Annotated in this window: 19 protein-coding genes; 12 read left to right on the top strand and 7 right to left on the bottom strand. The window is 72.8% G+C overall.

Annotated elements, in window-relative coordinates:
* The first annotated feature begins 10 nt into the window (after positions 1-10).
* Positions 11-1,525: a DHA2 family efflux MFS transporter permease subunit gene (locus BJ993_RS06370; RefSeq protein ID WP_308645498.1), complete on the top strand. Its 1,515-nt coding sequence runs from the start codon at positions 11-13 to the stop codon at positions 1,523-1,525.
* Between the two features lie 79 nt (positions 1,526-1,604).
* On the opposite strand, the gene lysS is transcribed toward BJ993_RS06370, so the two are convergent.
* Together lysS and BJ993_RS26510 are read right to left on the bottom strand one after the other, a co-directional pair.
* Positions 1,605-3,290: a lysine--tRNA ligase gene (gene lysS / locus BJ993_RS06365; RefSeq protein WP_036549530.1), complete on the bottom strand. Its 1,686-nt coding sequence runs from the start codon at positions 3,288-3,290 to the stop codon at positions 1,605-1,607.
* A 22-nt stretch (positions 3,291-3,312) separates the two neighbouring features.
* On the bottom strand, positions 3,313-4,236 hold the full coding sequence (locus BJ993_RS26510) for a diacylglycerol/lipid kinase family protein (RefSeq protein WP_308645497.1): 924 nt from the start codon (positions 4,234-4,236) through the stop codon (positions 3,313-3,315).
* 24 nt (positions 4,237-4,260) lie between these two features.
* Between BJ993_RS26510 and BJ993_RS06355 the strand changes: the two genes are divergently transcribed.
* Positions 4,261-5,709 carry a carboxyl transferase domain-containing protein gene (locus BJ993_RS06355; RefSeq protein WP_179648115.1) on the top strand — a complete coding sequence of 483 codons (1,449 nt, stop codon included), beginning with the start codon at positions 4,261-4,263 and terminating at the stop codon, positions 5,707-5,709.
* A gap of 94 nt (positions 5,710-5,803) precedes the next feature.
* On the opposite strand, the gene BJ993_RS06350 is transcribed toward BJ993_RS06355, so the two are convergent.
* Complete coding sequence (locus tag BJ993_RS06350) at positions 5,804-6,178, bottom strand: nuclear transport factor 2 family protein (RefSeq protein ID WP_036548695.1); 375 nt, start codon at positions 6,176-6,178, stop codon at positions 5,804-5,806.
* A 238-nt stretch (positions 6,179-6,416) separates the two neighbouring features.
* On the opposite strand from BJ993_RS06350, the gene BJ993_RS06345 reads away from it, so the two are divergent.
* Both BJ993_RS06345 and BJ993_RS06340 read left to right on the top strand, forming a co-directional pair.
* Complete coding sequence (locus BJ993_RS06345; protein WP_179648114.1) at positions 6,417-7,700, top strand: adenylosuccinate synthase; 1,284 nt, start codon at positions 6,417-6,419, stop codon at positions 7,698-7,700.
* Between the two features lie 106 nt (positions 7,701-7,806).
* Entirely contained in the window at positions 7,807-9,726 is a 1,920-nt protein-coding gene (locus BJ993_RS06340; RefSeq protein ID WP_308645496.1) for a PAS domain S-box protein, read from the top strand.
* 6 nt (positions 9,727-9,732) lie between these two features.
* On the opposite strand, the gene BJ993_RS06335 is transcribed toward BJ993_RS06340, so the two are convergent.
* Together BJ993_RS06335 and BJ993_RS06330 are read right to left on the bottom strand one after the other, a co-directional pair.
* On the bottom strand, positions 9,733-11,967 hold the full coding sequence (locus BJ993_RS06335; protein ID WP_179648113.1) for a serine/threonine-protein kinase: 2,235 nt from the start codon (positions 11,965-11,967) through the stop codon (positions 9,733-9,735).
* Between the two features lie 84 nt (positions 11,968-12,051).
* Complete coding sequence (locus BJ993_RS06330) at positions 12,052-12,645, bottom strand: TetR/AcrR family transcriptional regulator (protein ID WP_218864619.1); 594 nt, start codon at positions 12,643-12,645, stop codon at positions 12,052-12,054.
* 105 nt (positions 12,646-12,750) lie between these two features.
* Here BJ993_RS06330 and BJ993_RS06325 point away from each other — a divergent pair, with 105 nt between their 5' ends.
* The 7 genes from BJ993_RS06325 to BJ993_RS06295 are packed head-to-tail and all read left to right on the top strand — an operon-like array spanning position 12,751 to position 18,482.
* Complete coding sequence (locus BJ993_RS06325) at positions 12,751-13,617, top strand: alpha/beta hydrolase (RefSeq protein ID WP_179648111.1); 867 nt, start codon at positions 12,751-12,753, stop codon at positions 13,615-13,617.
* A gap of 32 nt (positions 13,618-13,649) precedes the next feature.
* The gene (purD, locus tag BJ993_RS06320) at positions 13,650-14,933 is read left to right on the top strand and encodes a phosphoribosylamine--glycine ligase (protein WP_179648110.1); all 1,284 of its coding nucleotides are present in this window, start codon (positions 13,650-13,652) and stop codon (positions 14,931-14,933) included.
* 3 nt (positions 14,934-14,936) lie between these two features.
* Positions 14,937-15,434, top strand: a complete 498-nt coding sequence (locus BJ993_RS06315; protein ID WP_179648109.1) for a GNAT family N-acetyltransferase — start codon at positions 14,937-14,939, stop codon at positions 15,432-15,434.
* A 29-nt stretch (positions 15,435-15,463) separates the two neighbouring features.
* The gene (locus BJ993_RS06310; protein WP_179648108.1) at positions 15,464-16,084 is read left to right on the top strand and encodes an HIT family protein; all 621 of its coding nucleotides are present in this window, start codon (positions 15,464-15,466) and stop codon (positions 16,082-16,084) included.
* Positions 16,077-16,577, top strand: a complete 501-nt coding sequence (locus BJ993_RS06305) for a GNAT family N-acetyltransferase (protein WP_179648107.1) — start codon at positions 16,077-16,079, stop codon at positions 16,575-16,577. The genes BJ993_RS06310 and BJ993_RS06305 overlap by 8 nt, the downstream gene beginning before the upstream one ends.
* Before the next feature lie 58 nt (positions 16,578-16,635).
* A complete protein-coding gene (gene purB / locus BJ993_RS06300; RefSeq protein WP_308645495.1) occupies positions 16,636-18,066 on the top strand; it encodes an adenylosuccinate lyase in 1,431 nt (476 codons plus the stop codon).
* Positions 18,063-18,482, top strand: coding sequence for an SRPBCC family protein (locus tag BJ993_RS06295; protein ID WP_179652033.1), 420 nt, complete (start codon positions 18,063-18,065; stop codon positions 18,480-18,482). Before purB ends, BJ993_RS06295 begins: the two co-directional genes overlap by 4 nt.
* A gap of 15 nt (positions 18,483-18,497) precedes the next feature.
* On the opposite strand, the gene BJ993_RS06290 is transcribed toward BJ993_RS06295, so the two are convergent.
* Together BJ993_RS06290 and BJ993_RS06285 are read right to left on the bottom strand one after the other, a co-directional pair.
* Complete coding sequence (locus BJ993_RS06290; RefSeq protein ID WP_036548675.1) at positions 18,498-18,815, bottom strand: antibiotic biosynthesis monooxygenase family protein; 318 nt, start codon at positions 18,813-18,815, stop codon at positions 18,498-18,500.
* A gap of 13 nt (positions 18,816-18,828) precedes the next feature.
* Positions 18,829-19,185, bottom strand: coding sequence for a hypothetical protein (locus tag BJ993_RS06285; RefSeq protein WP_036548673.1), 357 nt, complete (start codon positions 19,183-19,185; stop codon positions 18,829-18,831).
* Positions 19,186-19,265: 80 nt separating this feature from the next.
* Here BJ993_RS06285 and BJ993_RS06280 point away from each other — a divergent pair, with 80 nt between their 5' ends.
* Positions 19,266-20,159, top strand: a complete 894-nt coding sequence (locus BJ993_RS06280; protein ID WP_179648105.1) for a hypothetical protein — start codon at positions 19,266-19,268, stop codon at positions 20,157-20,159.
* Positions 20,160-20,257 lie beyond the last annotated feature (98 nt).

The following is a 20,257-nucleotide window of genomic DNA, read 5'->3' as shown; positions in this document are numbered from 1 at the left end:
GACTCGGATCGTGACCCAGAGCGCGCCCCCGCAGACCAGCACCCCCACCGAGGGGTCGACCCCGTGGCCGGCCCTGTGGGCCCTCGTCATCGGGTTCTTCATGATCCTGGTCGACCTGACGATCGTGACCGTCGCGACGCCGACGATCATCGAGGACCTCGACGCGTCGGTCAACGACGTCGTCTGGGTCACCAGCGCCTACATGCTCGCCTACGCCGTGCCCGTCCTCATCACGGGACGGCTCGGCGACCGGTTCGGCTCGAAGTACCTCTACCTCGCCGGCCTCACCGTCTTCACCCTGGCCTCGCTGTGGTGCGGCCTGACCACGACGGTCGAGGCGCTGATTGTCGCCCGGGTCGTGCAGGGCTTCGGTGCGTCGATGATGACGCCGCAGACGATGGCGATCATCACCCGGATCTTCCCGCCCGCGCAGCGCGGCAGCGCGATGGCCGTCTGGGGCGCCACCGCGGGTGTCGCGATGGTGGTCGGCCCGATCCTCGGCGGCGTGCTCACCGACGGCCTCGGCTGGGAGTGGATCTTCTTCGTCAACATCCCCGTCGGCGTCCTCGCCTTCGTCATGGCGTGGCGACTGGTGCCGGCGCTGCCGACGCATGCGCACAAGTTCGACTGGCTGGGCGTCGCGCTCTCCGGAGCCGCCATGTTCCTGCTCTGCTTCGGCATCCAGGAGGGCCACCAGGAGGACTGGGCCGGATGGATCATCGCGATGATCACCGGTGGCGCCGTCCTGCTCGCGGCCTTCATCCTGTGGCAGCGGTTCAACCGCGCCGAGCCGCTGGTCCCGCTGAGCCTGTTCAAGGACCGCAACTTCTCCGTGTCCAACGTCGCGATCGCCTGCATGGGCTCGATCGCGGCGGCCTTCGGCTTCCCGCTGATGCTCTACGCCCAGGCCGTCCGCGGCTACTCGCCGACCCAGGCGGCGCTGCTCATGCTGCCGATGGCCGTGATGTCGATCTTCCTGGCCCAGCCGGTCGGCAAGCTGACCGACCGCCTCCACCCCCGCATCGTCACCGGGTTTGGCTTCGCGGTCAGCCTCGTCGGCTTCCTGCTCCTGCTCTGGCGGCTCGAGCCCGACGTCGCGATCTGGGAGCTGGGTGTCGCGATGGCCGTGATCGGCATCGGCAACGCCTGCATCTGGGCGCCGACCGCCGCCACCGCCAACCGCAACCTGCCGATGAGCCTCGCCGGCGCCGGTGCGGGCGTCTACAACGCCACCCGCCAGGTCGGCTCCGTGCTCGGCGCCGCCGCGATCGCGGTGCTGATGGACAGCCGGCTCGCCCACTACCTCCCCGGCGCCGCGGCGCACGGCGACGCGGGTGCGGACAAGATCGCCGACCCGCATGCCGCCGCGCTGTTCAGCAGCGCGATGCAGGACGCGCTGTGGCTGCCCGCCGCGATGTACGCCGTCGGGCTGGTCGCCGTGCTGTTCTACGAGGCGCCGAAGCACGCGGGGTTCGGTGGGGCGCCGGCGGCGGCCGTGGCGGGAGATTCACCGGCCGGCCGGTGAAACTCCCGCGCCTGGACGACAGAACTCACGCTTGGACGACGAAACTTCGTCGTCCAAGCGTGAGTTTCTTCGTCCAGGCTCAGGGCGTCAGCAGCGCGCGCACCTTCTCCGGGCCGAGCGCCGCGAAGAGGGTGGGCAGCCGGGGACCGCGCTCGGCGGCGACGAGCAGCTCGTAGAGCAGCTTGAAGAAGGCCTTCTGGTCGGCCTTCACCTCGTCGGTCGGGGCGTCCTCGAGCGCGAGGCCCCGCGCCAGCTTCGGCACGCCGTAGATCAGCGTGGTCAGCTCGTCGGTGTCGGCGAACGAGTCGGGCAGCCGGTCGAGCAGCTGGCGCAGCCAGAGCTCCTCGTCCTCGTTCAGCCCGGCCAGGCGTGCGGCGTCCGCCGTCTCGCGGACCGTCGTACGGTCCTCCGGGTCGACATAGGACTCGATCCAGGTCGCCGCCTTGGTGAGCCGCGGCTCGAGGTCGGCCTCGCTCGCGCCGACCGTGCGCGCGGTGATCTCGCGGGACCCGGCGGTGACGTCGGCGACGGAGGACAGCATCCGGAACGGTACGACGACCGCCGGGGTCGGCAGCGTGCCGGCGCTCGACGTCGCCGAGGCGCGCTCCCACGCCAGCACGGCGGCGTCACGCTTCTCCGGGACGGCGGCCTTCTTCGTGAGGGCGTCCCACTCGTCGTACAGGCGCAGGACCTCCTGGCCGAAGTCGACGTTGAACGCCTGCTTCGGCTGACGGCGGACGTAGAGCCAGCGCAGGATCGGCGCCTCGAGGATCCGCAGCGCCTCGGCCGCCGTCGGTACGCCGCCCTTGGACGACGACATCTTCGGCATGCCGGCGACGCCGACGAACGAGTAGCCGACGAAGCTCGGGGCGGTGCCGCCGAAGATCGGGCCGACGATCTCCTTGCCGACCGTGTACGACGACCCGGGGGTCGCGTGGTCGACGCCGCCCGGCTCGAAGTGGACGCCCTCGAAGGTCCAGCGCATCGGCCAGTCGACCTTCCAGACCAGCTTGCCCTCGTCCTGCGTGGCCACGTTGGTGACGAAGGAGTCGCCGCAGACGTCGCAGGTGTAGGCGAGGTCGGTGGTCTCGTCGTCGTACGACGTCAGGGTGACGGTGTCGCGGCCGCACCCGCGGCAGTAGGGCTTGTAGGGGAACCGGGCGAGGTCCTCGCTGGCGCCGTGCCCGGTGTCCTCCTCGGCGGTCGACTCGCCCTCCTCGACCGGGTCGGCGGCCTTCTTGGTGCGGAACCGGGACATCACGGTCTCGATCTCGCCGCGCTTGCGGATCGCGGTGAGGATCTGCTCGCGGTAGGTGCCCGCGCGGTACATCTCGGTCTGGTTGACCTCGACCATGTCGCAGCCGAGGTCGGCGAGCGCGGCGCGCAGCGGCGCCTTGTAGCGCTCGGCCCAGCTCGCGAACTCGCCGGTCGGGTCGGGGACGGCCGACAGCGGCCGGCCGATGTGCTCGTTCCAGGCGGTGTCGACGCCGGCGGGCACCTTGCGGAACCGGTCGTAGTCGTCCCAGCTGTGCAGGTGGCGCACGTTGATGCCGCGACGGCGGATCTCCTCGGCGACGAAGTGCACGGTCAGGAACTCGCGCAGGTTGCCGAGGTGGATCGGCCCCGACGGGCTGATGCCGGACGCACAGGTGACCAGGTCGGGCAGCGTGCCGCCGTTGACCTGCTCGGCGTGCCGGAGCGCCAGGTCGGCCGTCCGGGTCACCCAGTCGCTGGGCTCCTGCTGGTTCTGCTGTCCTCGTGCCACGAGGCGCAAGCCTAGTGCGGCCTCAGGCAGGCACGAGCATCGTGTACGCCGCCGGGAGCACCCGCCACGTGCGCTCCCGGAACGGCCCGTCGATCTCGCCGTCGCTGTTGCAGTCGAACGGGGTGCCGGTGACCCGGACCGTGCTGCCGCGGACGATCCGTACGTCGGCGTGCTCGCCGTGCCGGCCGAACGGCAGCCGCAGCGCGTAGCCGAGCCGCGAGAGCGTGCCGACCGGGGTCGCGACGAGGACGTCGGCCTCCCCGTCGCCGGGGTCGGCGTCGGGAGTCAGCTCGGTCCCGCCGCCGACGGAGGCGCCGTTGCCGACGGCGACCATGAGCACCTTCTCGTCGAGGTCGGCGACCACCTCGCCGTCGACCTCGACGCGCACCCGCAGCGTGGGCGGGTTGAGCGCCGTCTGCACCGCGCCGATCGGGTAGCCGAGCCTGCCGAGGTTGACCTTGCCGACGCCGACCGAGCCCAGCCGCTCCTTCCAGCGCGCGCCCTTCGCGCCGGCCTCCGCGCCGGCGCCGAGGTGCACGCTGTTGACCGTGATCTCGTCCTGGTCGTCCACCACCAGGTCGATCCGTCGCTCCCGTCCCGAGGCGACCACCCCGGCCGCCTCGGCGGCATCCAGGGGCAGGCCGAGGGTGCGCGCGAAGTCGTTGCCCGTGCCCAGCGGGACCAGGCCGACCGTCGTACCGGAGAGGGCGCCGCGGCGGTGGAGGGCGGCGACCACGGCGTGGATGCTCCCGTCGCCGCCGGCCACGACCACGGTGCGGTCGCCGACGCCGCCGAGGACGTCGTCGAGCTCGTCGGGGGAGGAGGTCGCGGCGACCTCGACCGTGGCGTGCTCCCGGAGCACGGCGAGCGCTGCGTCGAGGGCCTCCTGGTCGGCCGTACCGGCGTCGGAGTTGGTGATCACGAGAAGCCCGCGGTCCGCTGTCACGTGATCACCCTATTGTTCCGCCCCATGGGGACCTCTCGCCGCTGGACCGCCCGTGAGCTGATCGCGCTCGTGCTCGACGCCGACTCCTACGAGTCGTGGGACGCGCCGATCGACCTCAGCGGCCACCCCGAGGAGTACCGCGCCGAGCTCGCCCGGGCCGCGGAGAAGGCCGGCACCGACGAGTCGGTGCTGACCGGGCGGGGCACGGTCCGCGGGCGTCCGGTCGCCTTCGTCGTCAACGAGTTCGGCTTCCTGGCCGGCTCGATCGGCATCGCCGCGGCCAACCGGATCGCCTCCGCCGTACGCCGCGCCACCGCGGAGGGCCTCCCGGTCCTGGCGAGCACGTCGTCCGGTGGCACCCGGATGCAGGAGGGCACCCGCGCGTTCGTGCAGATGGTCGAGATCTCCCGGGCGCTGATGGAGCACAAGGCCGCCGGCCTGCCCTATCTCGTCCACCTGCGCCACCCCACCACCGGCGGTGTCTACGCGTCGTGGGGCTCGCTCGGCCACGTGACCGTCGCCGAGCCCGGCGCCCTCGTCGGCTTCCTCGGTCCGAAGGTCTACGAGGCGCTCAACGGCGAGCCGTTCCCCGAGGGCGTGCAGCTGGCGGAGAACCTCGCCGCGAAGGGGGTCATCGACGCCGTCGTACCGGCCGAGGAGCTGCCCGCGCTCGTCGACCACGCCCTCGGCGTCCTCGTCGACCCGCCGTCGGCCGCAACGCTCGAGCGCCGCACTCCGGTCGCCGTCGGCACCACGCTCGGCCACCCGGTCTGGGACGACATCGAGGCGACCCGTGCCGATGGTCGGGTGGGCGTGCGCGACCTGCTCCGGTACGGCGCCAGCAGCACCCTGCGGCTCAAGGGCACCGACGAGGGCGAGCGCGACGACTCGGTCCTGGTCGCGCTCACCCGTCTCGACGGCCAGCCCTGCGTCCTGGTCGGGCAGGACCGCTCCCGGCAGAGCGCCGCGACGCCGATGGGGCCCGGCGCGCTGCGGGAGGCGCGACGGGCGATGGAGCTCGCCGAGGAGCTGCGGCTGCCGCTCGTCACCGTCGTCGACACCCCCGGCGCCGAGCTGTCGCAGGCCGCCGAGGAGGGCGCGATGGCGGGCGAGATCGCCCGCTGCATCGCCGGCCTGGTCACCCGGTCGGTACCGACGGTCTCGGTGATCCTCGGCCAGGGGTGTGGCGGGGGAGCGCTCGCGCTGCTGCCCGCCCGCACCGTTCTCGCGACCTCGCGGGGGTGGCTGTCCCCGCTGCCGCCGGAGGGCGCGAGCGTGATCGTCCACGGCGACCCGTCCCGTGCCGCGGAGATGGCCGCCCTGCAGAAGGTCGGCGCGCTCGACCTGCTGGCGAGCGGGGACGTCCACGGCGTCGTACCCGAGGAGGAGGGGGACACGCCGGAGACGCTGGCGCGGGCGGTGGTCGCAGAGGTGGCGGCGCGGCTCGGGGGAGTTTCACCGGCCGACCGGTGAAACTCCCGACCTTGGACGACAAAACTCACGCCTGGACGATGAAACTTCGTCGTCCAACCGTGAGTTTCACCGGCCGACCGGTGAAACTCCCGCCTCAGCCGACCACCATGTCCTCACCGCTCCAGAACGCCCGCATGCTGGTGATCTTCCCGTCGTCGTCGAACGTCATCACGTCGATCGGCGCCAGCGTGTACGTCGCATCGCCCGCCTTCGTGACCAGCTCGAACGCGAAGGCCGCCTCGTTGCCGGAGACCCGGGCGTGCAGCAGCTTCGAGGTCTGCTCCAGGCTGTCGAGAGCGGCGTAGAACTCGGCGATGGACTCGCGGGTGGTGCGCACCTCCGAGCCGACCGGGTCCTCGACGGTGGCGCCGTCGGCGTACAGCGCGACGACGTCGGCGGACGAGCCGGTGGCGACGAGGTCGACATAGCTCTGGATGGTCTCGAGGATGGTCTCGCGGCTGGCGCCCATGGCGTGCTCCTGCAGGTCGGGTCGGGGGTCGGGTCGGGGTCGGGTCGAAGGTAGAACGTGTTCTCGTTTCGCACGAATCTAGCCGTTCGATCGCGATTTGGTAACGTTGCGCCGCAAGAGAGCCCCGGTCCTTGCCGGGGCTTCTTGCTTGACCGACACCATCAACAACAAGTGGTGCGTTGAGCAGCCGTCCCGCCAGGAGGGACGGAGGGACTCCGTCCGTGGCGAGGAGCAACCAATGCCTGCAATCGTGATCGTCGGCGCCCAGTGGGGCGACGAGGGCAAGGGCAAGGCGACCGACCACCTGGGCAGCCAGGTCGACTACGTCGTGAAGTTCAACGGCGGCAACAACGCCGGGCACACGGTCGTCATCGGCGACCAGAAGTTCGCCCTCCACCTGCTGCCCAGCGGCATCCTGACCCCCGGCTGCACGCCGGTCATCGGCAACGGCGTCGTCGTCGACATCGACGTCCTGTTCCAGGAGATCGACGGCCTCGAGGCGCGCGGCGTCGACACCAGCAAGCTCAAGCTGTCCGCCAACGCGCACGTCATCGCCGACTACAACCGCACCATCGACAAGGTCACCGAGCGCTTCCTCGGCTCCCGCAGGATCGGTACGACGGGCCGCGGGATCGGCCCCACCTACGCCGACAAGATGAACCGGATCGGCATCCGCGTGCAGGACCTCTTCGACGAGAAGATCCTCGCCGCCAAGGTCGAGGGCGCCCTCGAGCTCAAGGGCCAGATCCTCACCAAGATCTACAACCGCCGCGCGCCGTCGGTGGAGCAGACCGTCGAGGAGCTGCTCGGCCACGCGGAGCGGCTGGCGCCGTACGTCTGCGACACGGGCCTGCTGCTCAGCCAGGCGCTCGACCGCGACGAGGTCGTCCTCATGGAGGCGGGCCAGGCGACCCTCCTCGACGTCGACCACGGCACCTACCCGTTCGTGACCTCGAGCAGCGCGATCTCGGCCGGTGCCTGCACCGGCACCGGCATCCCGCCGACCCGGATCGACCAGGTCATCGCGATCGCCAAGGCCTACACCACCCGCGTCGGCGAGGGCCCCTTCCCGACCGAGCTCCACGACGAGAACGGCGAGTTCCTCCGCAAGGCCGGCTGGGAGTACGGCACCACCACCGGACGCCCGCGTCGCTGCGGCTGGATGGACACCGTGATCACCCGGTACGCCGCCCGCGTCAACGGCGTCACCGACTTCGTCCTCACCAAGCTCGACACCCTGACCGGCCTGCCCGAGCTCCCCGTCTGCGTCGCGTACGACGTCGACGGGGTCCGCCACGACGAGATGCCGGTCAACCAGACCGACTTCCACCACGCGGTCCCGATCTACGAGAATCTCCCGGGCTGGACCGAGGACCTCTCCGGCTGCCGCAGCTTCGAGGAGCTGCCGAAGGCCGCGCAGGAGTACGTCGAGTTCGTCGAGGCGCGCTCCGGCGCGAGGATCTCGGTCGTCGGCGTCGGCCCCGAGCGGGAGCAGGCGGTCGTGCGGCACCCGCTGCGCTGACGCGGTCCGGAAAATCCATCGGATCCGAGGGGTATGTGACGCCCCGTAGTGGGCACAGGGCCTTGAGCGTGTGTGGGGCACGCAGGGACAGCGGCAGGAGGCCCGGGTGGCAGAGCGCGCGACGGTGGTGCTGGTCGACGACTCACCGGAGCTGCGGATGCTGGTCGGCGTGCGCCTGCAGGCCTCGGGCCTGTTCGACGTGGTCGGCGAGGGCGGCGACGGTGGCGAGGCGCTGATGCTCGCGCACGAGCACGAGCCCGACCTCATGCTGCTCGACACGTCGATGCCGGTGCTGGACGGCCTCGAGGCCCTTCCGCTCGTGCTCGCCGTGTCGCCCCGGACCAAGGTGGTCGTCTTCACCGGGTTCGAGGGCCGGGGCCTGGCAGAGCGCGCCCGCCACCTCGGTGCGGCCGACTTCATCGAGAAGTCGATCCCGATCGAGCAGCTCCCCGAGCGCCTGTGGCGGCACGTCGCGGACACGTTCGAGGCGGTCGCGGGCGGCGGTGCGGGCCGGGCTGCCGGCGTCGGCCGGGCCGGCGGCCTGCGCGTCGCCGGTGGCAGCGACGAGCGCGCCCTACGTGACCAGGCCGCCCTCGACGAGCACCTCGAGCGCTACCGCGAGGTCTTCCACCAGGCCGCCATCGGCATGGCGACGCTCACGCTCAACGGGACGATCGTGCGGGCCAACGACCAGCTCGCCGCGATGGTCGACCGGGAGCCGGACGACCTCGTCGGGCTCGACTACGGGGTGCTCACCCGGCAGCACGGCGACCACCTCGACGACGCGCTCCTCCGGATCGTCGAGCAGGGCGAGGACTTCGCGACCTTCGAGCACCCCCTCGTCCTCGACGACGGCGCGAGCACGCTCCGGGTGAGCCTGACGCCGATCCGCGACTCGGGTGGTGCGCCGCTCTACGTCTTCGCCCAGGTGCAGGACATCACCTCCGAGGTCGCGCTGCGGCAGAGCGAGGAGATGTTCCGGCTGCTGGTGACGACCGTGGCCGACTACGCGATCTACATGCTCGATCCCGGCGGCTGCGTCGCGAGCTGGAACGCCGGCGCGCAGCGCATCAAGGGCTACACCGAGAGCGAGATCGTCGGCCAGCACTACCGGGTGTTCTACCCGGAGGAGGACCGTCTCGACAGCCACCCCGAGCGCAACCTCGAGCTCGCCCTGCGCGACGGTTCGTACGCCGAGGAGGGCTGGCGCGTGCGCCGCGACGGCACCCGGTTCTGGGCGAGCGTGGTGATCACCGCCGTCTTCGACGACGACGGCCGGCACCGGGGCTTCGCCAAGGTCACCCGTGACCACACCGAGAAGCGCGGGCGCGAGGAGCAGCGGCGCCAGGCGATCGAGCAGCAGGCGAACCTGCTGGCGGTGACGGCGCACGAGCTGCGGACGCCGGCCGCCGTGGTCGAGGGTGCGGCGGCGCTGCTGCTCGGTGACCAGGTCGACGACCCCGCCCAGCGGGCCCAGCTCGTCGAGGCCATGGCGAGCAGCGCCCAGCGGATCCAGCGGCTCGCCGGCGACCTGCGCGCTGCGTCGGACACCCACGCCGACGCCCTGTCGCTGCAGCCGGAGCGGATGTCGCTGCGCGGAGCACTGCTGGCGGCGGCCGATCGCGCGCGGGCCGTGCACCCGCACGAGGGCGTCACCGTCGAGGTCGCGCAGGACGCGGAGCTGGTCGCGGATGCCGCGCGGGTGGGTCAGGCGCTCGACAACCTGCTCGACAACGCGGTCCGGCACGGCCGCGCCCCGGTGCACCTGACGGGCGAGCGGATCGAGTCCGGTGTCCGCGTGCTCGTCGAGGACAGCGGCCACGGCGTCGACCAGCGGCTGGAGCCCCGGCTCTTCGACCGGTACGCGCACGCCGGTCCCGCCGGTGGCGCAGGCATCGGCCTGCATCTCGTGCGCGAGATCGCCCGCAGCCACGGCGGCGACGTGACCTACCTGCCTCCCGGCGACGGACGGCGGCCGACCTTCGTGCTCGAGCTGCCGATCCAGCCCCTGCTGCCCCGGCTCTGAGGGCGATCAGCCGCCGCTCAGCATGGTCCAGTTGTCGGCGCACTGCGTGCTGCAGTCGACGGTGCTCCACAGCTGGGGGTCGCCGAACGCGGTGCCGTCCGAGAGCATCACCCACAGCTGCAGCGCGCGTTCCTCGTCCTTGGCCTCCTTGCCGTTCGGGCCGAGGGCCTCCACGAACTGCACGACGTCGGCCTTGCCGTCGCCGTTGACGTCGCTGATGCCGAGGCGCAGCGCGATGCCCTGGACGTTCTTGGCCGGATCCTTGAGCTCGGTCTCCGAGAGGTTGCGCCACCACTGGCGCTGGGGGATCTCGTCGCCGTCCAGCTCGTAGGTGTGGAGGCGGCCGCCGAGGTCGTAGGCGCCGCCGCCGAGCGGGATGATGCCGACCGCCACGATCTCGTCACGTCCGTCGCCGTCGACGTCGCCGATCATCCACGGTGCGATGCCCGGGTTGACCTTCGGGTCGGTGAACTCCCGTTCCTTCGCCAGCTGCTCGAACCCGTCGCGGGTCTCGTTGGCCGTGAGCATGTCGATGCGGCCGCGGACGGGCTCCTCGTCCTCCTCGGCATCGGTCCAGAGCAGGACCTCGTCGTCGCCGTCGCCGTCCATGTCGCCCGTCCACAGCCAGGTGCCGAAGCCGCTGGCCTCGGCGTGCGGCGAGCGGTACCACTGCGACGGCGGCTCGAACTCCTTGTCCCCGGCAAGTGACACGTGGACCCCCACCCCGCCCTCGGTGTCGCCGAGGAGGACCAGGTCGTCGAGGCCGTCGCCGTCGACGTCGCCCAGCACGGCGGAGGCGCGGCTGATCTCCCACGCCGGGTCGAGCGTCAGTCGGCTGGTCCAGGGGTCGCCCTCGGCAGGCTGCACCGTGGCGGTGAGCACGTCGTCCTCCTCGTCGACCCACACCACGTCCTCCCGGGCGTCGCCGTCGACGTCGCCCACCGTGGTGATGAAGCTCGGTGCGGCGGGGAGCGCCCGGACGGGCGTGCCGAACTGCTTGCCGTTCGACGGGACGGTGTAGACCGCGGACGGGGGCTCCAGCCCGTCGCGTGCCTGGGTGAGGACGACATCGCCGTAGCCGTCGCCGTTGCGGTCGCCGAAGGTCCCCGCGGGCTTTTCCTTGGCGGCCTCGTCGCCGTCCGCCCCGTCGTCGTCCCCGCGCAGCAGCGCCCAGGCGATGCCGCCGATGACGAGTGCGAGCACCACGACGCCGACCCCGATCAACAGGCCGGCGCGCCGCCTGTGGGGGCTGCGCGGCTGGGACGGCGCCGTGGGGGCCGCGCCGCCGCTGCCCGCGGGGCTCGGCGGCGGGGGCGGCGGCGGAGGCGCGGCGGGCCCGGTCGGCCGTACGGCGGTGACCGCGCCCGGCGCGGAGACCGGCGCCTCGATGGTCTCGTCGGTGGCCAGCGCCGCGAGGCGCTCGAGATCGGCGCGGAGGACCGCCGCGTCGTCGTACCGCTCGGCGGGGTCCTTGGCGAGGGCCTTGGCGACCACGGCGTTGAGGCCGTCGACGAGCTGGCCGGAGCCGGGCAGCTGCGGGATCGGCGCCGTCTGGTGCGCGAGCGCGACCTGGACGTCGGTGCCCTGGTAGGGCTCGTGCCCCGTGAGGCAGGTCCAGAGCAGGCAGCCGAGGGCGTAGAGGTCGCTGGCCGGTGACGCGGGAAGGCCGGCGGTGCGCTCGGGGGAGAGGTAGGACCAGGTGCCGGCGACCATGCCGGTCGCGGTCGGCGCGGGGCCGTCGATGCCGTCGGAGCGCGCGATGCCGAAGTCGCAGAGGTAGGCGTGCACGTCGTCGGTCCCGGCGCCGCGGAGCAGCACGTTGCCGGGCTTCACGTCGCGGTGGATGACGCCGACCCGGTGGGCGTCGCCGAGCCCGCGCGCGAGCTGGGCGCACAGCAGCAGCGCCTGGCGGGCCGGCATCGGGCCCTGGTCCTTCAGCAGCGTGCCGAGGTCGGCGCCGTCGACGTACTGGGTGACGATGTACGGCGTCCCGTCGACCTCGTCGTGGTCGTGGATCGCGATCACGTACGGCGAGTCGAGGCGCGCCAGCGCGGCCGCCTCCGCCTGGAAGCGCGCCCGGAACTCCGGCGACTGCGCGAGCACCCCGGTGATCACCTTCAGGGCGACGGTGCGGCCCAGTCGGGGGTCGGTCGCCGCGAAGACGATGCCCATCCCGCCCTGGCCGAGCACCCGGTCGAGCCGGTACCGGCCGAACTCCTCGCCGACATTCGGCACGCGCATGGAAACCCCCGAGATTGGTGACTGTGGTGGAACGGTGTGGCGCAAGTCTGCCCGAACCCGGCGCCGCGCAACCCGGCAGCCGGGTCAGGCGTCGAGGCCTGCGACCTTCCGGGCCGTCGCGCGGAAGTCCGTCGCCACGTCCTGGCCGTCGAGGTAGCCGCCCACGAGCATCGCGTCGCGCAGCAGCACCAGGGACGCGGCGGTGGCGGCGGGATCGGGCGAGCCGGCTGCCGTCGCCAGCTCGGTCAGGGTGCCGCGGAACCACTCCCGGTGCGTGCGTACGACGGCCCGCACCGGCCCCTCGGCGTCGGGGTACTCGGCGCTGGCGTTGATGAACGGGCAGCCTCGCGTGTGCAGCCGGGTGGCATCCTGCGCGACCCCGTCGATGACGAGGGCGAGCAGCTCGGCCGGCGCGGCGTCGCGGGCCGCGGCCTCCTCGGCCGCGGCGGCGAACAGCCCGCGGATCACCGCGTCCTCGTGCTCGAGGTAGGCGACGACGAGCGCCTCCTTGCCCGGGAAGTGGCGGTACATCGTGGCCCGGGTGACCCCGGCCTCGGCGAGCACCCGGTCGACCCCGACGCCGTGGATGCCCTCCTCGTAGAAGAGCCGGGTCGCCGTACGCAACAGGCGCTCGCGGGGCTCGGAGACCTTGGTGGTCGGGGGCGCAGCGTCGGGCACGGGACCGATCCTACGAATTCCCCTCTTGACGGAATGCATCGCGATCCTCCACAGTTGGACAAGAAAAAGAACGAACGTTCTTTCTACATCCTACAGGAGGAAGCCATGAACACCACCGCCAGCACCGTCACCCCCCGCGAGGCCGCCGAGGTCGCCGCCGCCAACGCCTCCGGCCGCCAGCCCGTCGTCTTCGTCCACGGCCTCTGGCTGCTGCACAGCAGCTGGGACGCCTGGAAGGCCTACGTCGAGGACCGCGGGTACGCCGCCGTCGCCGTCGACTGGCCCGGCGACGAGGCGGACGTCGCCGCCGCCCTCGCCAACGAGGGCTCGCTCGCCGGAACCTCGGTGCGCGACGTCGCCGACCACGTCCAGGAGGTCATCGAGGGCCTCGACCGGAAGCCGATCGTGATCGGGCACTCGTTCGGCGGACTGCTCGTCCAGATCATCGCCGGCCGGGGGATCGCCGCCGGCACCGTGACCATCGACCCGGCCCCGAGCCAGGGCGTCCTGCCGCTGCCCTTCTCCTCGCTCAAGGCGGCCTTCCCGGTCCTGGGCAACCCCCTGAACTACGGCCGCACGGTCACCCTGACCTTCGACGAGTTCCGCTACGGCTTCGCCAACGCCGTCTCCGAGGAGGAGGCTCGCGCCCTCTACGACGGCTTCCACACCCCGGCCCCCGGGCGGCCGCTCTTCCAGGCCGCGACCGCCAACTTCAACCCCGCGGCGAAGACCAAGGCGGCGAAGAAGAACGCCGACCGCGGCCCGCTCCTGGTGGTGACCGGCGAGAAGGACCACATCGTCCCCTTCGCGATGGCCAACGCGGCGTTCAAGAAGCAGCGCAAGAACCAGCACCACGTGACCGAGATCGTGGAGATCCCCGGCGTCGGCCACTCGCTGGTGATCGACAGCCACTGGCAGGAGGTCGCCGACGCCGCGCTGGACTTCCTGTCCCGCAACGGACTCGGCGCCTGACGCCCGGCCGCTCCCGAATAGGATCGACCCCCGTGAAGACCCTCGTGATCGGCACCGGTGGCCGCGAGCACGCGCTCGCCCTCGCTCTCTCCCGCGACCCCGCGGTGAGCGAGGTGCACGCGGCGCCGGGCAACCCGGGCATCGGTGCCTTCGCGACGCTGCACGAGGTCGACCCGATGGACGGCGACGCCGTGGCCGCGCTGGCGACCGAGGTCGGCGCCGACCTGGTGGTCGTGGGCCCCGAGGCGCCGCTCGTGGCCGGTGTCGCGGACGCCGTCCGGGCCGCCGGCATCGCGGTCTTCGGGCCGTCGGCCGCCGCTGCGCAGCTGGAGGGCTCCAAGGCCTTCTCCAAGGAGGTCATGGCCGCTGCGGGCGTGCCGACCGCCGGCTCGCGCACCTGCCGGACCCCCGAGGAGGTCGCCGCCGCGCTCGACGAGTTCGGGGCGCCGTACGTCGTGAAGGACGACGCACTCGCCGCGGGCAAGGGCGTCGTGGTGACCCGCGACCGGGCCGAGGCGGAGGAGCACGCCGCGGCCTGCGGCACCGTGGTGATCGAGGAGTTCCTCGACGGGCCGGAGGTCTCGCTGTTCGCGGTCTGCGACGGCACGACGGCGTACCCGCTGCAGCCCGCCCAGGACTTCAAGCGGATCTTCGACGGCGGTCGCGGTCCCAACACCGGGGGCATGGGCTCCTACTCGCCGCTGGCCTGGGCGCCCGCGGACCTCGCGTCCGTGGTCATGGAGCAGGTCGTCCAGCCGACCCTCGACGAGATGGGCCGCCGCGGAGCGCCCTTCGTCGGCTGCCTCTATGTCGGCCTCGCGCTGACGAAGAGCGGCCCACGGGTGATCGAGTTCAACTGCCGCTTCGGCGACCCGGACATCCAGCCGGTGCTGGCCGTCCTCGAGTCGCCCCTCGGGGAGTTGCTGTCCGCCGCCGCGCGGGGCCGCCTCGCCGACGTACCCGCGCCGACCTTCCGCGACGGCGCCTCGGTGACCGTCGTCCTCGCCTCTGCCGGCTACCCCGAGTCGTCCTCGAAGGGCGACGTCATCACCGGCGTCGGCGCGGCCAACGGTGTCTCCGACGTCGACGTGATCCACGCCGGCACCTCCCTCGCCGAAGGTCCCGACGGCCCCCGGCTCGTCACGGCCGGTGGCCGCGTGCTCGCCGTGCGCGCGGTCGGGTACGACGTCGCCGACGCCCGCGCCCGCGCCTACGCCGCCGCCGACCTGATCAGCTTCGACGGCCTGCAACGCCGCTCCGACATCGCCGCCGAGCCGCTCGGCGTCGTCGAGGGCGCCTCGCTCACCGAGGACTGAGCGGTGGCCACGATCCGGGTCGCCACGGACGGTGACCTCGATGCTGTCGCGGCCATCTACGCCCGCGAGGTCCGTGAGGGCACCGCGACCTTCGACCTCACCCCGCCGCCGCGCGGCAAGTGGGAGGGGCTGCTCGCCTCGTCGCACCCCGGTGACCACTTCCTGGTGGCGGCGGACGACGACGGCACGGTCCTCGGCTTCGCCTACTCCTCGGAGTTCCGCCCGAAGGGCGCCTACGACGGCACCCGCGAGGTCACCATCTACCTCGACCCCGCCGCCTCGGGCCGTGGCCTCGGCCGGACCCTGTACGACGACCTGCTGGCCCGGATGGCGGCCGGCGGCGTCCGCACGGCGCTGGCCTGCATCTCCCTGCCCAACGACGCCAGCGAGGGGCTCCACCGCGCGTGCGGGTTCGAGCGCCAGGGCGTGCTCCGCGAGGTCGGCCGGAAGTTCGACCGGTGGATCGACGTCGTGTGGTGGCAGCGGATCCTGGCTGACTGACGCGCCGCGCGGGCTGGCAGAGTGGCGCCATGGCTGAGTCCGCCGAACAGGTCCACGCCCGGGTGATGGCCGCCGCCGACGCGGACGGCCGCATGCCGCTGCCGTCCGTCGCGGAGTGGGACATCTTCCCGTGGGAGGTCGTCGACGGCGCGCTGGCCGCCAAGCCGCTGGCCGCGCCGGCCCCGGAGAAGCCGCGCATGGGGGAGGACGGTGTCGACTGCACCATCTGCACGCCCGAGCCGGCCGGGCTGATCTGGACCAACGACCGGTGGCGGCTCAAGCACCTCGCCGAGCGCAGCGGGCTGCCGCTCGTCGTGATGCTCGAGCCGTGGGAGCACCTCGACTTCGACGACCTCGACGACGCGATGGCGGCCGAGTACGGCCGGCTCGCCGTCCGGATCGCCCGCATCGTCGAAGGTCTCCCCAACATCGGCCGCTGCCACGTGATGCGGGTCGGCGACGGTGCGGAGCACCTGCACGTCTGGTTCATGGCGCGCACCGCCGGCCTGCCCTCGGTGCTCGGCTCGTTCGCCGTCGACTGGGACGACATCCTCCCGGCCGGCCCCGAGGAGCCGTGGCGCGAGGACCTCGTCGCGCTCGCCACCGCCCTGGCGTCGTACGACGGAAGGGCGGTGGGCCTCGATGACTGAGCCCGCCGGCGCTCCGGTCGGCGTCACCACCGCGCGGCTGGCGCTGGTCCTGTGGGACGCCGCCACCGTCACGGCCCTGCGCGCGGGCGAGCGGCAGCCCGACTGGCACCCGGACTTCCCGCGCGAGGACGACCTCGGCGCCGCGTCGCTCTGGCGCGACGGCGACCCGTGGGGCCCGCGCTCGATCGTGTCGTTGAAGCAGCGGCTCGTCATCGGCTCGATCGGCTTCTTCGGGCCGCCGGAGCCGGCCGACGACGGGGTGCCCGAGGTGGAGGTCGGCTACGGCCTGGTGGCGCCCGCACGCGGCTACGGCCTGGCGACCGAGGCGCTCGGTGCCCTGCTGGAGCGGGCCGACGCCGCCGGCGTACGGGTGCGGGCCTCGATCGCCCCCGACAACGCCGCCAGCCTCCGGGTCGCGGCGAAGGCCGGGTTCACCGGCGTGCGCGGGGCCAACGAGGACGGCGAGATGGTGCTCGTCCGGCCGTTGCGCTGAGTCCGGGCCGCCGCCGCTCGTTCCTCGTGGCGCCGCGGGCATGGGAGAATGGCGCACCGTGACCGTCCCGAACGTCCTCGCCACCCGCTACGCCGCCGCCGACCTCGCCGAGATCTGGTCGCCCGAGCACAAGATCGTCCTCGAGCGGCAGCTCTGGATCGCCGTGCTGAAGGCGCAGAAGGACCTCGGCATCGAGGTCCCGGACGGCGTGATCGAGGCCTACGAGAAGGTCGCCGCGCAGGGCGAGGAGGGTGTCGACCTCGCCAGCATCGCCGCCCGCGAGCGGGTCACCCGCCACGACGTGAAGGCGCGGATCGAGGAGTTCGCGGCCCTCGCCGGCCACGAGCACATCCACAAGGGGATGACCTCGCGCGACCTCACCGAGAACGTCGAGCAGCTGCAGGTCAAGCAGTCGCTGGCGCTGCTGCGCGACCGCGCGATCGCGACGCTCGCCCGGCTCGGCCGCCTCGCCGGTGAGTACGAGACCCTCGTCATGGCCGGCCGGTCGCACAACGTGGCGGCCCAGGCGACCACCCTCGGCAAGCGCTTCGCCACCGTCGCCGACGAGCTGATGATCGCGATCGAGCGGGTCGACGACCTGCTCGGGCGCTACCCGCTGCGCGGCATCAAGGGCCCGATGGGCACCGCGCAGGACATGCTCGACCTGCTCGGTGGTGACGCCGCCAAGCTGGACGACCTCGAGCAGCGCGTGGCGCGCCACCTCGGCTTCGACCGGGTGCTCACCAGCGTGGGCCAGGTCTACCCGCGCTCCCTCGACTTCGACGTGCTGTCCGCGCTGGTCCAGCTGACCGCCGCCCCGTCCAACCTCGCCACCACGATCCGGCTGATGGCCGGCAACGAGATCGTCACCGAGGGCTTCAAGGAGGGTCAGGTCGGCTCCTCCGCGATGCCGCACAAGATGAACACCCGCTCCTGCGAGCGGGTCAACGGCCTCGCCGTCGTCACCCGCGGCTACCTCTCCATGGTCGGCGAGCTCGCCGGCGACCAGTGGAACGAGGGCGACGTCTCCTGCTCGGTCGTACGACGGGTGGCGCTGCCCGACGCGTTCTTCGCCGTCGACGGCCTGTTCCAGACCTTCCTCACCGTGCTCGACGAGTTCGGCGCCTTCCCCGCGGTCATCCAGCGCGAGCTCGAGCGCTACCTGCCCTATCTCGCGACCACGAAGGTGCTGATGGCGGCCGTCCGCAACGGCGTCGGCCGCGAGGTCGCCCACGAGGCGATCAAGGAGGCGGCCGTCGGCACCGCGCTGGCCGTGCGCCAGGGCCAGGCCGAGAACGACGTGTTCGACAAGCTCGCCGCCGACGAGCGCCTGGGGCTCACCGCCGAGCAGCTGCAGTCGCTGGTCGCCGAGCCGATCACCTTCACCGGCGCGGCCGTCGCCCAGACGCAGGCGGTGGTCCGCAAGGTCGCCGCGATCGTCGAGGCCAACCCCGCGGCGGCGGCGTACAACCCGGGCGCGATCCTCTGAGCCGGATCCAGGTCGCCTTCCCGGTCCCGGCGGACCGGGCGTTCGCCTACCTCGCCGACCCGCGCAACCGCCCTGCGTGGCAGTCGTCGCTGCGCGCGGTCGCGGACGTCGTACCCGTGGACGGCGACGCGACGGCCGCAGGCACGACCTGGACCGACGTCACCGTGGTGCCGGGCGTCCGGCCGCGGATGCGCACGACCCTCGCGGAGCCGGGCGTGCGGTGGGTGGAGGAGGGGCGGTGCGGCCCGTTCCGTGCCGAGCTGGCGCTCTTCTTCTCGCCGGCCGAGGACGGGTCCGCGGTCGTCGCCGAGTTCAGCGTGCGGGGCATCGGCGTCGGGCGACTGGTCACCCTCGCCAGCAGGGCCGCGGTCGCCGCGGACCTGCGCCGGGCGGCGCAGTTGGCCGGCGGGGCCTGAGCGCGGACGGCCGGATCAGGCCGGCTTCACGTCCAGCACGACCTCGAACTCCAGCAGGTCGGCGCCGGTCGCGACCGGCTTGCGCGGCGCCTCGCCGGGCTTCTCGGCGTGCGCGGCCTGGCCCTGGCCGTCGCGCCACGCGGCGAAGGACTCCTCGTCGGCCCAGTGGGTGACGACGAAGTAGCGGTCCTCGCCGGCCGTCGGCCGCAGCAGCTGGAAGCCGAGGAAACCGGCCGATCCCTCGACGGCGCCGGCTCGGGCGGCGAACCGCTCCTCGAGCTGGGCGCCGGCGCCCTCGGGCACGTGGATGGCGTTGATCTTGACGACCGACATGGTGGTGGCCTCCTCAGGCGCGGGCGTCGCCGCCCCAGTTGGCGAGCTTCACGGCGACGTCGTGGAGCTGGTCGACCGAGACGCCGGCGACCTCGAAGGTGAGCTGGACGTGGGCCCCGGGCACGCGGCCGAGGGTGACCCGGCCGGCCTCGGGGAGGTGCTCGATGATCCGGATCAAGCGGTTGCCGATGCGGCCCAGCTGCGACGCGTGCTCGTCGGACAGCTGGCCCAGGCCCTCGTCCTCACGGTGGTGGAGGGTCAGGCCGAGCAGGTCGCCGGCGTCGTGCCGGGCGAGGATCCAGACCTCGTCCTCCCAGACCACCGGTCCGTGGGCGAGCGTGCTGTCGGGGGTCTGCGCGGACTCCGTCATGGCGACACTGTGCCATTCGCCCTTCGGGGCCCGTGCATCGACCCCCAATGTCGAGTCGTTCGGTCGAGTATCATGGGCGCATGAGCCTGGCTGCCCTCACCGTGCCCACGTACGACGACGCGCGGGTCGTCGTACCCGCCCCGGCGCCGGGCGCCGGCAACTGGGCCGGTGCGGCCAGCGCGGTGCTGGTCGACGGCACCTTCTGGCTCACCTACCGGGTCCGCCGACCGCTCGACGAGGGCCGCGGGGTCAGCGTTGTCGTCGCGCGCTCGGACGACGGGGAGCGGTTCACGCCGGTCGCGGAGGTCCACCGCGACGCGTTCGGCTGCGAGTCCTTCGAGCGACCCGTCCTGGTGCCGGTCCCCGGCGTCGGCTGGCGGCTCTACCTGTCCTGCGCGACGCCCGGCTCCAAGCACTGGTGGGTCGACAGCCTCACCGCCGCGACCCCCGAGGAGCTGCCCGGTGGGGAGCGGGTCCTGGTGCTCCCGGGCGACGACACCGTCGCCGTCAAGGACCCCGTGGTCACCCACGGCGCCGACGGCTGGGAGATGCTCCTGTGCTGTCACCCGCTCACCGACACCGGCCACGAGGACCGGATGACCAGCCGCCTGCTGCGCAGCCCCGACGGCCTCTCCTGGACCGACCACGGTGAGGTGCTCGCCGGCCGGCCGGGGGAGTGGGACGCCCGCGGCGCCCGCGCCACCGCTGTCCTGCCCGACGTCGACGGACGCCCCCGCACGATCCTGTACGACGGCCGGCCGGACGCCGCCTCGAACTGGTTCGAGACCACGGGCGTGGCCACCTGGGACGGCGCCCGCTACGTCGCCGTGGACGGCCCGCCGATCTCGTCGCCGCACAGTGACGGCGCCTGGCGCTACGCCTCCGCCGTACCGCTCCCGGACGGGCGGGTGCGCTTCTACGTCGAGGCTGCCCGGCCGGACGGTGCCCACGACCTCGTCACCGTCGTGCGCTGACCCAGCCTGCCGACTTGGCCGTTCGGTCGGTCGACTTGGCCGTTCGGTCGGTCGAGTTGGCCGTTCGGTCGATCGAGTTGGCCGTTCGGTCGATCGAG

It is taken from the genome of Nocardioides aromaticivorans (assembly GCF_013408525.1).
Classification (GTDB): domain Bacteria; phylum Actinomycetota; class Actinomycetes; order Propionibacteriales; family Nocardioidaceae; genus Nocardioides; species Nocardioides aromaticivorans.
The sequence above is the reverse complement of the archived record's forward strand: the minus strand, read 5'-3'. Positions and strand labels throughout refer to the sequence as shown.

What these genes read in the sequence shown, in the direction of transcription:
- BJ993_RS06305 (WP_179648107.1), top strand. Translation starts at nt 16,077, where the DNA reads ATGACTGAGCCCGCCGGCGCTCCGGTCGGCGTCACCACCGCGCGGCTG.
- BJ993_RS06285 (WP_036548673.1), bottom strand. Translation starts at nt 19,185, where the DNA reads ATGACGGAGTCCGCGCAGACCCCCGACAGCACGCTCGCCCACGGACCG.
- BJ993_RS06335 (WP_179648113.1), bottom strand. Translation starts at nt 11,967, where the DNA reads ATGCGCGTGCCGAATGTCGGCGAGGAGTTCGGCCGGTACCGGCTCGAC.
- BJ993_RS06290 (WP_036548675.1), bottom strand. Translation starts at nt 18,815, where the DNA reads ATGTCGGTCGTCAAGATCAACGCCATCCACGTGCCCGAGGGCGCCGGC.
- BJ993_RS06325 (WP_179648111.1), top strand. Translation starts at nt 12,751, where the DNA reads ATGAACACCACCGCCAGCACCGTCACCCCCCGCGAGGCCGCCGAGGTC.
- BJ993_RS06350 (WP_036548695.1), bottom strand. Translation starts at nt 6,178, where the DNA reads ATGGGCGCCAGCCGCGAGACCATCCTCGAGACCATCCAGAGCTATGTC.
- BJ993_RS06310 (WP_179648108.1), top strand. Translation starts at nt 15,464, where the DNA reads ATGGCTGAGTCCGCCGAACAGGTCCACGCCCGGGTGATGGCCGCCGCC.
- BJ993_RS06280 (WP_179648105.1), top strand. Translation starts at nt 19,266, where the DNA reads ATGAGCCTGGCTGCCCTCACCGTGCCCACGTACGACGACGCGCGGGTC.
- BJ993_RS06345 (WP_179648114.1), top strand. Translation starts at nt 6,417, where the DNA reads ATGCCTGCAATCGTGATCGTCGGCGCCCAGTGGGGCGACGAGGGCAAG.
- BJ993_RS06355 (WP_179648115.1), top strand. Translation starts at nt 4,261, where the DNA reads ATGGGGACCTCTCGCCGCTGGACCGCCCGTGAGCTGATCGCGCTCGTG.